Source organism: Brevibacterium siliguriense (assembly GCF_900105315.1).
GTDB classification, from domain to species: Bacteria; Actinomycetota; Actinomycetes; order Actinomycetales; family Brevibacteriaceae; genus Brevibacterium; species Brevibacterium siliguriense.
In genome coordinates, this window is sequence record NZ_LT629766.1 from 3871103 (window position 1) to 3883835 (window position 12733).

11 protein-coding genes are annotated in these 12733 nt (G+C 65.7%); 3 read left to right on the forward strand and 8 right to left on the reverse strand.

Annotated features, from left to right (window positions below):
- Window positions 1-39: 39 nt before the first annotated feature.
- The gene (locus BLU88_RS17365; RefSeq protein WP_092016721.1) at window positions 40-954 is read right to left on the reverse strand and encodes an arylamine N-acetyltransferase family protein; all 915 of its coding nucleotides are present in this window, start codon (window positions 952-954) and stop codon (window positions 40-42) included.
- Window positions 933-1706, reverse strand: coding sequence for an urea carboxylase-associated family protein (locus BLU88_RS17370; RefSeq protein WP_092016723.1), 774 nt, complete (start codon window positions 1704-1706; stop codon window positions 933-935). The genes BLU88_RS17365 and BLU88_RS17370 overlap by 22 nt, the downstream gene beginning before the upstream one ends.
- A 169-nt stretch (window positions 1707-1875) precedes the next feature.
- Between BLU88_RS17370 and BLU88_RS17375 the strand changes: the two genes are divergently transcribed.
- Window positions 1876-2154, forward strand: a complete 279-nt coding sequence (locus BLU88_RS17375; RefSeq protein ID WP_092016726.1) for a hypothetical protein — start codon at window positions 1876-1878, stop codon at window positions 2152-2154.
- Window positions 2155-2240: 86 nt separating this feature from the next.
- On the opposite strand, the gene BLU88_RS17380 is transcribed toward BLU88_RS17375, so the two are convergent.
- On the reverse strand, window positions 2241-3527 hold the full coding sequence (locus tag BLU88_RS17380) for an adenylosuccinate synthase (RefSeq protein WP_092016728.1): 1287 nt from the start codon (window positions 3525-3527) through the stop codon (window positions 2241-2243).
- 216 nt (window positions 3528-3743) lie between these two features.
- On the opposite strand from BLU88_RS17380, the gene BLU88_RS17385 reads away from it, so the two are divergent.
- A complete protein-coding gene (locus tag BLU88_RS17385) occupies window positions 3744-4271 on the forward strand; it encodes a hypothetical protein (RefSeq protein ID WP_092016730.1) in 528 nt (175 codons plus the stop codon).
- A 78-nt stretch (window positions 4272-4349) separates the two neighbouring features.
- Here BLU88_RS17385 and BLU88_RS17390 read toward each other — a convergent pair whose 3' ends face one another.
- The 5 genes from BLU88_RS17390 to BLU88_RS17410 all read right to left on the reverse strand — a co-directional run bounded on the left by BLU88_RS17390 (window position 4350) and on the right by BLU88_RS17410 (window position 11223).
- Complete coding sequence (locus BLU88_RS17390; protein WP_092016732.1) at window positions 4350-6887, reverse strand: ABC transporter permease; 2538 nt, start codon at window positions 6885-6887, stop codon at window positions 4350-4352.
- Window positions 6884-7792 carry an ABC transporter ATP-binding protein gene (locus tag BLU88_RS17395; RefSeq protein WP_092016734.1) on the reverse strand — a complete coding sequence of 303 codons (909 nt, stop codon included), beginning with the start codon at window positions 7790-7792 and terminating at the stop codon, window positions 6884-6886. Before BLU88_RS17395 ends, BLU88_RS17390 begins: the two co-directional genes overlap by 4 nt.
- Window positions 7793-7984: 192 nt before the next feature.
- The gene (locus BLU88_RS17400) at window positions 7985-8905 is read right to left on the reverse strand and encodes a response regulator transcription factor (protein WP_092016736.1); all 921 of its coding nucleotides are present in this window, start codon (window positions 8903-8905) and stop codon (window positions 7985-7987) included.
- Window positions 8902-10548: a sensor histidine kinase gene (locus BLU88_RS17405; protein WP_157689186.1), complete on the reverse strand. Its 1647-nt coding sequence runs from the start codon at window positions 10546-10548 to the stop codon at window positions 8902-8904. The genes BLU88_RS17400 and BLU88_RS17405 overlap by 4 nt, the downstream gene beginning before the upstream one ends.
- Before the next feature lie 135 nt (window positions 10549-10683).
- On the reverse strand, window positions 10684-11223 hold the full coding sequence (locus BLU88_RS17410) for a DinB family protein (RefSeq protein WP_407922837.1): 540 nt from the start codon (window positions 11221-11223) through the stop codon (window positions 10684-10686).
- Between the two features lie 204 nt (window positions 11224-11427).
- On the opposite strand from BLU88_RS17410, the gene BLU88_RS17415 reads away from it, so the two are divergent.
- Window positions 11428-12708: an aminotransferase-like domain-containing protein gene (locus tag BLU88_RS17415; protein WP_231939487.1), complete on the forward strand. Its 1281-nt coding sequence runs from the start codon at window positions 11428-11430 to the stop codon at window positions 12706-12708.
- The last annotated feature ends 25 nt before the right edge of the window (window positions 12709-12733 follow it).

Sequence of the window (12733 nt, forward strand, 5' to 3'; positions counted from 1 at the left end):
CGCCTCCTCACGGGCGCATCCAGCTCAGTCGTGTCACTGTCAGCGCTCCAAGGCGATTTCCCAGATCGGGTCCGTGAACGATCGGTGGAGGTCGAGCCCGAACTCCTCGCGGAGAACGGCAGCGAAGTCGGCGGCATCGGCCACCGCCCGCTCGAATCGATCGAGCTGCTCACCGGGGCGAACGACGCGCAGTTGGCGGCCTTCGATCGACGCCTTCCCGCCGTTGCCGAGCGTCCTCGCCACCACCGGCGCCCCAGTGAAGCGGGTACCCGGCTTCGTCGCGGTGAACCAGTTCGATACCTCGAGGTCGGCTTGTTCTCGCGGGATATCCGCGAAGGCATAGACGGTGCGGAATTCCTGTTCAGCGCTGGTCCGTGACTGCAGCGCCCATTCGGCTTCCGCCCGCATTTCCGACTCCAGCACGATGCGTGCCGGGACCAGTCTGTGCTCTCCATGTTCTGTCATCCGCGGTTGCGACTCCTCATCGAGCGCAAGCGCGACCTGCGGCGTCCCACCGCCGAACCCAGGATCGACGAGGAACCGTCGTCCGCCGAGATCGACGATCGTCGCCTGGTGCGTCAGCCCTCCCGGTGCAGTCCTCCCGCCACCGAGGTGGACGCGAGCGAGAATCGCATGTGCGCTCAGCCCGAGCTCACGGAGCAAGGCGCGAATCAGTGTCGCGTGTTCGTGGCAGTAGCCGCCACGGCCGGCATCCAACAGCTTCGCCGTCAGCGAGTCGAGGTCGGTGCGGATGCCCCGTACCTCCCCTGCCGCGCGTGCGGCGATGACGTCGAGGTTCTCGAAGCAGATCGACCGGACGTGGGCGGTCAGCAGCTCATCGATGAGGTCGACGACGTCGTCGACCGTCCCGCGCGCCCGAGCTCGCAGCACATCCTCGGGGCTGTCGAGTCCGAGCCGTTCGGCGTACCGGCTTACGAGCGATGACAGTGACATTGTGGATCCTTCCACTCTGGGTGCGTGGTCACGCCCACGGTTGGGCGCGGAGCCCGTGGGCTCCCCGATAGTTCGGAGAGGTCACCGCCGGGGCAGGTGGACAGGCCCGCGAGAAGGTCCTGTTCGGCGAAGAACTCGAAGTGGTCTCCTGGTTGTGCCGGGCAGGTCTTCATGAAGTATTCGTCGTTGTCGTTCAGTCCTGTGCATTGGAAGACGTTGAGCACATCGTGGACGTCGAATTCGGTGAGGCCGTACGGCAGGATCGCGCGGACGAGGTTGGAATGGCAGTGAAAGTCGAAGTCGACCCCGCTCAGCATCCGCGACACGTAAGGGTCGCAGCGGGTGCCCAGGGTGTCATGTACTCGGCCGCCTTCCGGATCAGTTCCGTAGTCGGCCAGGGTGTCTCCGACGATTGTGGCCATCGGCCGCAGAAATGGCAGCGTCGACCACAGACGATCGAAGGTGGAGACATGCGCCGCTTGGAGCTGTCGGGTCCGTGCCGCCCAGAATCGTTCCCTGGGGTCGTGGCGATTCCACAGATTGAGGTCGCCGACCTGCGGGCCGTCAATGGTGGAGATGCGGCAGACATGTCCGGCGGGAACTTCCCACGCCTGTCCTGAGCGGATGGGGATGGTGAACTCGTCGATGATCTCCCGCGACTGGGTGTCGTCACCGATCCGAGAGTAGAAGTCTCTGTCGATCTCGAGCGCGGGACCCTGATATGCAGCTTCCTGCAGACTGCTCTGAGTCATCTGGTGCGTCCTCCTCCGTGGCAGTCTTGCCTGCAACGATGCCAGTTTCTGCCCGGCTTCCCAAGGGGTTGTTCGTCGGGTCTATGCTGAAAAGAGAGATTCGACGCAGCCGAATTGGCCGCGCCGTCGCATGTGCCGAACCGCGTGTAGCGAGCATTGGGAGGTCGGAATGGCTGAAGAGAAGATCGACGTGGAGATGCAGGACACGGGAGAATTCCTGGCCAGCATCCACTCGACGACGGGGACCGACGAGATCGTCCTGATGTTCGAGGATGCCGAAGAAGTCACGGACGGAGTCCTGGGCAATGACGAAGCAACTGCCCGCGCGACCGTGGAATTCCTCCTCAGCCATCAGCCCGCAGGCGACCTGCCGGACCGGATCGACCTCGTCGACATCGCCGCCGCCTACGACGGCGCCATCGAGTCAATCCGCAAGCTGCGCGGATAGCATCCCGCGGCACTTTGCAGACAGTGAAGGGCGGGGCCGACATGATCTGTCGGCCCCGCCCTCAGCTATTCAGTTCTGTTGAGACTTCAGTCCAGCAGGTCGTGACGCACGATCGACTGTTCGCGGTCGGGGCCGACGCCGATGACGGACATACGGCAGCCCGAGAGCTCTTCGAGGGCGAGCACGTACTTCTGTGCGTTCTCCGGCAGGTCCTCGAAGGTGCGAGCTTTCGTGATGTCCTCGGTCCAACCGTCGAAGTACTCGAAGATCGGCTTCGCGTGGTGGAACTCGGTCTGCGACACCGGCATCTCGTCCTGGCGCACTCCGTCGACGTCGTAGGCCACACAGACCGGGATCCGGTCGATGCCGGTGAGCACGTCGAGCTTGGTCAGCACATAGTCGGTGAAGCCGTTGGTGCGGGCGGCGTAGCGGGCGATGACCGCGTCGTACCAGCCGCAGCGGCGCGGACGACCGGTGTTGACACCGAATTCTCCGCCGGCCTTCTGCAGGTATTCGCCCATCTCGTCGAAGAGCTCGGTCGGGAACGGACCGGCACCCACACGGGTCGTGTAGGCCTTGACGATGCCGACGACGCGGTTGATGCGGGTCGGGCCGATACCCGTGCCAACGCAGGATCCACCGGCGGTCGGGTTCGACGAGGTGACGAACGGGTAGGTGCCGTGGTCGACGTCGAGCATGGTCGCCTGGCCACCTTCCATGACGACGACCTCACCGCGGTCGAGTGCCTCATTGAGCATGAGTTCGGTCTCGGCGACGTAGGGGCGCAGGCGTTCGATGAAGGGCTCGAAGTATTCGACGATCTCGTCGACCGACACCGCCCGACGGTTGTAGACCTTGACGAGCAGTTCGTTCTTCTGTCGCAGCGATCCTTCGATCTTCTGGCGCAGGATGGACTCGTCGAAGACGTCTTGGACGCGGATGCCCAGGCGCCCGATCTTGTCCATATAGGCCGGTCCGATGCCGCGGCCGGTGGTGCCGATTGCCCGCTTGCCGAGGAAACGCTCGGTCACCTTGTCGAGGGTCTGATGGTACGGAGCCACGAGGTGGGCGTTCGCGGAGATGCGCAGCTTCGACGTGTCCGCGCCGCGGGATTCGAGTGCGTCGATCTCTTCGAAGAGCGCTTCGAGGTTGACGACGACGCCGTTGCCGATGACCGGGGTGACGTTCGGTGAGAGGATGCCCGCCGGGAGAAGCTTGAGTTCATACTTCTCGCCTCCGACGACAACCGTGTGGCCGGCGTTGTTCCCACCATTGGGCTTGACCACGTAGTCGACGCTGGTGCCGAGGATGTCGGTGGTCTTACCTTTACCTTCGTCGCCCCACTGAGCGCCGACGACAACGATTGCTGGCATGAGAGTGCTTCACCTCGAAGTGAAAAGGGATGTCATTACTCCCCAAGTCTACTGGGTCACACTGACGCAACCGTCAGCGGGCGAGCGTCGACCGTCACCGCAGATGAGAAGTGCTCACACCTCACCGGCCGCTCCGAGTCCCAAAGTGCGCAATCGCACGTCCGTGAGGCGCGATTTCCGCTGGATGCAACTACAGACGTCGGGGACAATGGACCCATGCGCACCAGATCGATCACCACCATTGCCATCGCCGGCATGCTCGCTCTCAGCGGATGTTCCGGCACAAATGAAACTGATGAGCCCCGGTCCGATGACTCGGCATCACAGAGCGCCGATTCGGCTCCGAACGAGTCGGCCTCCGCAACGACAGGCGACGCCGATGAGTCGGCCGAGGACTCAGACGATTCGTCCGAAGAGGGCTCCACGACAGCAGACGATTCGGCAGACTCGACCCTGACTCTCGACACCGGCGAGAAGACCGTCACGATCGAACCCACCGATGTCTACTGCTCTGGCCAACCGGGCAAGCTCCACCACATCATCGGCAAGACGGACAATGAGCTGCCGCTGGTCAAGGCCGAAGGCACCGACTTCGTCATGGTCAAGGTCGGACAGGGACGCCCCTATAAGGTGAACAATCCCAAAGGCGTCGCCATCGGCGATGAGAGCGTGACCTTCGACGGGACCGAGCTCGGCTCGGCCACGCTCGACGGAACCATGACCTGCACCGACTGGGAGGACTGAGTCAGCGCCCACACACATACACACTGCGCGCCGCGTTCCCGAAGAAGTCGGGGCCGCGGCGCGCAGTGCATCCGGTGCTCATTCCATGCTCATGCCTTTGGCCGGAGCGATCCGCGACATGGACCGGGCCGGTATCGCCGAGGCGAGCACGGCGGCGAGCACTGCGGCGACGCCGATCAGCCCGATCTGCGTCCACGGCACGGACAGCACCGGATTCGCTGAAGCAGGCATCATCGATGCCGTTCCGACCCACCCGAAGAATGTGCCGACCCCGGCTCCGACGATCAGTGCGATGAGCGTCATGAGCAGCGATTCGATCGTGATCATCCGCGACATCGCCGCTCGGGTGAATCCCAACGCCCGCAGCAGCGCTCCTTCCCGACGTCGTTCGATGACCGAGAGCGTGAGTGTGTTGCTCACTCCGATCACGGCGATGACCACCGCGGCCGCCAGAAGCCCGAGCACCACGCTCAGCGCGACTTGGAACAGCGAGGCGAACTCCGCCCGATACTGTGCCGCGGCCGCATCGCCTGAGGCACCCACGGCATCGAGTTCTGAGGTCAGTGCCTCGATCTGCGGACTCGAAGCGTCATCGGCGATCTTCGCCCAGGTCTGTTCGGCCACATCGTCGCCGGCCGCCGCCTCGAGAGTCTTCGCATCAGCTCCGCTGACCAGGGCCGTCCCCGCGGGGACGTCGTAGGAAGTCTCGATCGTCAGATCGAGGTCCTGATCGCCGAGGCGGACGGTCGCGGTCCGTCCGTCGATATCAGTTTCCGCCTCGTCGAGTCCCACCGATCTCGGGTCGATGACGAGCGTGCCCTCATCGACTTCGTAACCGTCGCTGCGCAGAACCGGGGAGTCGGCGGCCGCCTCGGCGCTGGTGATCGCCACATCACCGGCCCCATCGGTCCCACCGACGCTCACCGAGGCGTTGGGTGCCGGAACGTTCTCACGCTCCTCGACGATCGGCGAATCATCGAGCACGGAGGCGATCTTCTCACCATCGACATCGCTGTGACCCGCAGTCGAGACCACCAGGTCGACCGGGGTGTCCTCGGCAGTGGCCAGTTCGAGGGTCCGCTGCAGGCTCGACGATCCGACGACCACAGCCGTGACAAGGGTGATTCCGATGAGCAGAGCGCCCGTCGTCGAGGCGGTGCGTCCACCCGCGGTGCTCGCCGACCGCCCGGCCAGCTTCACCGCCGGCGAACGCCGAGTCATGAGACCGACAGCGGTGGCGAACAGTGCCACCAGCGGCGGAACGAAGACTTTCGCACCGACGAGCAGTGCGACGAAGAGCGCGAAGCAGCCGACGATGCCGAACAGCACGGACTGGCTCATGGTCCCGAGCAGGCACAGACCGATTCCGCCGATGCCGAGCACAAGCGACAGCGTCAGTCGCACCCAGCGGATGCGCGGTGAGGCGTCAGGCACATCGACCGGGCGGAGTGCCTCGATCGGGGACACCCGAGAGGCCCGGATCGCGGGGATGAGCCCCGCTGCGAGGGTGACGAGGATGCCGACGACCGGCCCGACGACGAACGCCGAGACCGACGGTGACATCTGAGCGAATTCCGGCATCCAGAACGCACGGACCACGGTTGACAGTCCCCATCCGATGAGGAGACCGAGGCCGACACCCAACACGGATCCCATGATTCCGAGGCTGAAACTCTCCACCACCGCTGCTCCGCGCACCTGGCTGCGCGAGGCTCCGATGGCGCGGAAGAGTGCGAGCACGCGGGTGCGGGAGGCGACGAGCACATTGAAGGTGTTCGAGATGACGAGTGCCGCGACTCCTGCGGCCAGCAGTCCGAAGGCGATGCCGACAGTCGAGAGCATGTCGGAGGTGTTCGACAGCGACTTGATCTGCTCCTCGACGACCTGGTCGACGGTCCGGACCGAGACGCCCTTTCCTGCACCCGCATCGTCGAGCGCGGACTTGACCGCCTCCGCGAGGGCCGTGCGATCACTCCCATCGTCGGCGACGATTCGGATGGAGTCGGGCACGAGCTCACCCGGAGCGGTGGCCAGCCCGTCGTCGGTGAGGTAGAGATTCATTCCCGCCGACGAGGAGCCGGGCATGATGCCCGAGACAGTGAAACTCGGGCCGTCGGCGGACCGCCGCGCACCGTCGAACTCGGCGAGTGTGATGCTGTCACCGACGCCGACCCCAAGGGTCTTCGCATCGGCTTCGCGGAGCATGAGTTCATCATCGGAGTCCGGGGCGGTGCCATCGATCGTCTCTGTCTGTCCTTGCGGGAGATTCGTCGCCGATCCCGTCACCGAAGTGGACCCCGCCGAGACTGCGACGAAGGCGGACTCGGTGAGCTGGGCGGACTCGACTCCATCGACGTCGGCCACCGTCTGACGCATGGAATCGGTGAGCGGGGAGTCCTCATCGGCTGCAGCGTTCGGGTCCTCGGATGCGGCCGCGGTGACGGCAACGTCGGCACCTGCCCATTCGGCGCGGACCTGATTGCGCAGGGTGTCGCCGAAGGCCTGGGAGAACAGGAGTGCCGCGACGATGAAGGCCACGGACACGGCGATCGCGATCATCGCCGCACTCAGACGGCCGTAGGCGCTGCGGAGGTTGGACCAGGCGATGCGGATCATCGGGCACCTCCGTCTGCCGGCGCGGCTCCGGCTGCGGGCCCGGCCGACTGGCCAGCAGGTGCAGCTCCCGAAGCTGCCGAGCCTGCCGTGACATTCATCAGCGCTGCGGCCACGGACTCCGGATCCGGGTGGGAGAGCTCACCGGCCAGCCGACCGTCGGCGAGGAGAACGACGCGGTCGGCACGAGCGGCGGCCCTGGGATCGTGGGTGACCATGACGACGGTCTGACCGAGTTCATCGACTGAGGACCGCAGGATGTTCAGGACCTCTTCACCGGAGCTCGAGTCGAGGTTGCCGGTGGGCTCGTCGGCGACGAGTACATCGGGCTGGGTGACGAGCGCACGAGCGACGGCGACTCTCTGCTGCTGTCCGCCGGAGAGTTCGTGCGGCCGGTGTCCCAGGCGCTCGCGCAGACCGAGCAGGTCGACCATGCGATCGAAGATACGGCGATCGGTCTTCTGTCCCGACAGCTGAGAGGGCAACAGGATGTTCTCTTCGGCACTCATCGCGGGCACGAGGTTGAAGGACTGGAAGACGAAGCCGATGCGGTCGCGGCGCAGCGCCGTGAGCTTGCGGTCACTGAGCCGTGAGATCGCCGTGGGCCCGATGAAGACCTCGCCCGAATCCGGGGTGTCGAGACCGGCGAGCATGTTGAGCAGCGTCGATTTGCCCGAGCCGGAGGGCCCCATGATGGCAGTGAAGCGTTCGGCTTCGATGTCGAGGCTGAGGTCATCGAGGGGCCTGACCTGCGCGTCCCCTTTTCCATAGGTCTTGCGCAGTCCGGTGGCTTGGATCGCCAGCCTCGCTGCGGGATTCGAACCCTGGGCCCGGGTCGAACTCGGCGCGGAGGTCGGGGGCGGAGTCTGGGACGGATGGGCATCGGTGTGTGTCGCTGATGTGTTCATGCCTCCAGCTTCGTCGCCGACCCCACCCGCCCGCATCGGACCTGAGGATGGTCTTCGCCGCAGAGCGCCGAGGCGGCCGTGGCCCGACCGTCATACCTGAGGATGATCTCGGATTCCCTTGAGCGAATTTGCTCGCCGACGATGAACCGGTCTAGAACTGTCGGGCCCGGACGCGTGCGAGGTGCTTCCGACTCAGCCACCGGGCCCGACGAGACCGGCTTCGTAGGCGAACACCACGGCCTGCACACGGTCGCGAGCCGCGAGCTTCATGAGGATCCGACCGACGTGGGTCTTCACGGTCGGCTGCGCGAGAAAGAGCCGCTCGCCGATCTCGGTGTTGCTCAGACCGGTGGCAATGAGCACCAGGACCTCGGTCTCGCGCTGGGTCAGTGACTCCAATCGGCGCATATCGGCCGCATCGAGACGGCTCGCATCAGCCAGGGACGCATCCGCGCCAGCGGTGCTCAGCATCCCCCGACCGCTCGGCGCAGAAGTGCCGACCTCGGATGATGCAGGCTCACCGTACCCGGGTTGGGTGGGCGCAACGCCCTCGGCCGATGTCGCATCTGTTCCCGTGGCCGTCGATTTCAGATCCGAACGGGGTGGATCTCCCGCGTCGAGGTGGGGCAGGAGTCGTGTCTCAAGCAGCCGTTTGGTGGTGGTGGGGGCGATGACGGCGCCACCGTCGACGACCGTGCGGATCGACTCGAGGAGCACCTCTGGCAGGGTGTCTTTGAGAAGGAAGCCTGACGCACCGGCACGCAGCGCGCGCAGGGCGTAATCGTCATCGTCGAAGGTGGTCAGCACGATGATCTTCGGGGGGCGGATCGTCCCCTCGTCGGCGAGAGCAAGGATCCGCTGGGTCGCTTCGATACCGTCGATACGCGGCATCCGGACGTCCATGAGCACGACATCGGGTTCGCCCTGACTGACGATGTCGAGACCTGCCGCACCGTCGCCGGCCTGCCCGACAACGGTGAGATCCGGCTGAGAGTCGATGACCATGGCGAAGCCCGCCCTCACGAGGGCCTGATCATCGACGAGGACGATGCGAAGCGGCCCGTTCCCCCGATCTTCGGTCTGACCGTGCACGGTCGCCTCTTCGACGTTCATCGGCTGCTCTCTTCGACTTCGGCGGGCTGACTCCGTTCGGCCTCGGCATCCTGGCGTGTTGCGGCGGCCTGGTTCTCTCCCGCCTCGGAGGCATGCCCGGTTCCGGCAGACCCATTCTCTCCATGATCGGACGAATCATAAGTGCCGGCGCCCGAGCTGAGTCCGGATTCGGGCCCGGGCCCGGGTTCGGTAGTGGGCGCGGGAGCAGACAGCGGCAGTCGAGCTTCGACGAGGAATCCCGTCGTCGTTCCGAAAGCGCTTCCCATGACCGCACCCGAGGAGAACCCGGGCTTCGCATCGGTGTGCCCTTCGGATCGATCCTTCACTCCGGTCGAACGGATCGGCCGGGCCATGAGCGTGCCGCCGTAGAGCGCAGCGCGTTCCTGCATGCCGACGATGCCATACCCCCGGCCGCGGGCAGCAGCCCGAGTCGGGTCGTCGGCTCCGTGGCTGTCCGTCTCTCCGCTCCCTCGCCCTGTCGTGTTCCCGGTTCCGTTGTCGCTGATCCGGGCGACGAGCTCCGCGTCCTCGGCCAGCAGCTCGACATGTGCCCGAGCACCGTCCCCGGCATGTTTGAGCACATTCGTCAGCGCTTCTTGCACGATGCGGTAGACGGCGAGCGACGCTCCTTCGGCCAAGCGGCCGCGGTCGACGTCATCCAGTTCGGTCACCGAGACCGGAAGCCCCGCCGATCGCACATCGGCGATGAGGGAGCCGATGTCGGCGACGCCGGGCAGCGGCGCCGAGGATCGCTCATCGTCCTCCTCGGCGCGGAGGAAGCCGAGCAGCGACCGCGTCTGTGCCAAGGCTTCTCGTCCGGTCTGTGCGATGGTCTCGAGGGCTCCGGCCGCGACAGCCGGATCGGTCTTCGCCGCGTAGCGACCTCCGTCGGCTTGGGCGATGACGACGGACAGGGAATGGGCGATGACATCGTGCATCTCGCGGGCGATGCGCATGCGTTCGGCATCGGCGGCCAGCCGGGTCTCGGATTCGCGTTCGCGCTCCAGCAGCCGATTGCGCTCCCGGATGCCCTCGATTTCGCGGCGGCGACGGAATCCGACTCCGCCCAGGAGCCAGGCGATGAGCACGATCGAAGCACTCAGCGCCACGACGACGACCAGAAGCACGTATTCGCCGAAGGCCAAGGGGCGCGGATTCGCGCCGATCGTCGCCTGCAGGGACACGAGGTAGAGCCACCCGCCCAGGAAGAGCGCGCCGAGGAGGCCCAGGACGAGCACGGTGCGACCGTGGTTCCGGGTTCCCCACGCCGTCGTCGAATACACGGTGAGCGGTACGGCGACGATTCCGAACGTCGGTCCCATCATCGTGAGCACGGTCAGCAGGCAGCCTGCGGCGATGAGCGAGGAGCTCAGCAGCGGGGCGGTGCGCCGCAGTCCCAGCGGCAGCGTCTGAAGCAGTACGATGCCGACCTGCACAGCCACGGGCACCAGAGCGATCTCGCTCCGCTCGGCCTGGGAGGAGGTGAAGACGACGGTCAGATAGGTGAGCGGCAGAGCCCAGAGCAGCGAGTCGACGATCCAGGGGTGAGTGGTGAGGGTGCGACGGATGCGGTCGACGCGGTCGGGGGTGCGCGGCTGCGGCTCCGGGCGGTGATCCTCGGTCCGGGTCGATCGATTGCTCATGCCAGCCATGTTAGTTCCGCGCCGCCGGGACTCACATCATACTCAGGGCTGATCCGAGCAGACGATGCCCGCCGCGGCGCCCACCCGCAGGACCGTACTTTCTCGGGAGCGTCAGATCACCGAGGTGGTCCTTCCCTAGCGCGCGACACCAGACCATCCGCCGCGTCTCCCCCGCTCGGCGAGGATCTGCTCGCGCAGGATGTCCGCGTGCCCGCAGTGCTGGGCGAGCTCCCGCAGGACGTGGAGGAGGACCCACCGCAGCGGCATCGGTCCGGCCCGATGACCGGTGAGCACGGTGTCGAGGTCCATCCCGTCGATCGCGGAGTGCGAGCGCTCCACGGCCGCCCGATAGTCAGCCGAAACGCTGGCGATCGTGTCCGAGGAGTCGAGGAGGAATGAGTCCTTGGAGTCGTGCGGCAGCCCGTAGTCGACCCGGCTCCGGCCGGTGACCGCCTCACCGAACCAGACGGTCTCGACGAACACGGCGTGCTTGAGCAGAGACAGCAGGCGGGTTCTGCTCGGCACCAGGGACCGCCTCGCTTCGTCTTCGCTCAGGTCATCGAGACTTCCGAGCAGATGCTGTCGGTGTTCGTCGATGAACGCTGTGAACTGTGTAGCCAGGTCGGCCCCTCGCATGGCGAAAGTGCTGTTGGCGTCGACTCCGTTGTCCGTCATGAACCCAGCTTAGAGCCGCTTCTGCGAGGGACGACCGATCCGATCGACGGCTCGCCCGAATTCTCAGGCGATCAGCATCCTTGTCCGCCACGTCCCCCGCCCCTATGCTGAAGTGACCCACGTACACCGTCGTTCGGGCAGGAGCCTTGGCATTGTCGCCGGAGCCGTCGACTTCAGGGCATCACCGCTCAGAGGAGGTCGCTCATGTCCACCACGTCAATGCATCCGGCCACGAGTGCTTCGCAGAACCAGCCCGAGAACCGGTCGCAGCCTCCCGCGCTGCCCTACGCCCGCCGCCGCGATCAGCTCGTCGGATCCGTCATCGACGCCTCCACCACGGTGCTTGCCCAATACCACCATGACATCGTCAAGTTCGGTATGGGGGCACCGGCGCCGGACATGTTGCCGGCCGCGGACTTCGCCCGCATCGCCGTGCAAGTCTTCTCCCCGGAGAACTTCACGTACGGGGAGACGAAGGGCGAGCCGGTCCTCATCGATGCCCTCCACGACTACCTCGCCGCGACCGAACAGATCCCGCCCGAACAGCAGGGGAACCGCGACCGTCTCCTCATCACCTCCGGGGGCATGCAGGGCCTCGATCTCGGGTTCAAACTCTTCGTCACTCCAGGTGATCTCGTCGCCTGTGAGTCGCCGACCTACACGAACGGTTCGGCGACGGCCATGAGCTATGAGGCGGAGATCCTCGAGGTTCCCGTCGACGACGAAGGTATGCAGGTCGAGGCTCTCGAGGAGCACACGCAGCGCACCGGACGCGCCCCGAAGGTCATCTACACCGTCCCGACCTTCCAGAACCCCGCCGGCGTGACGATGTCACTGCCGCGTCGCGAGCGCCTACTCGAATTCGCCCACAGCCACCGGTCGGTGATCATCGAGGACAACCCGTACGGAATGCTGCGCTTCGAAGGTCAGTCCCTGCCCGCGCTGAGCGACCTCAGCCCGAACGATCCCCTCATCTTCGGGGTGCGCACGTTCTCGAAATTCGTCGCCCCGGGTCTGCGGGTCGGGTGGATCGACGTCGATCCCGAGGTCCGCGAGCTCGCCGTCAACGCCAAACAGACGATGGACACCTGCGCACCCGTTCCCAACCAGCACCTCATCGCCCGCTGGCTGGAGGAAGGCGGAGCCGACTCGCACGTCGAGGTCCTGCGCAAAGCGTACCGCGAGCGGAAGATCGCGATGTCGGAGGGCCTTGAGAGGCTCTTCCCCGGCGAGATCCGAGCCACGGATCCCGACGGCGGATTCTTCCTGTGGCTGACCTTCGAGGACGAATCCATCAATACCGAAGACCTCATGACCACCGCGCTCGAGGAGGGCGTGGCCTACATCCCCGGTCCCGCGTTCTCGCCGGCCGGGAACTTCTCGAATGCGCTGCGCCTGTGCTTCGCTTCGGCGGCTCCCGATCGCATCGACGACGGTCTCGAACGCCTCCGCCGCGCCGTCGATCGGTACCTCGCGGAACGCTGAGTTCAGTTCACGACGGACGGTTCGG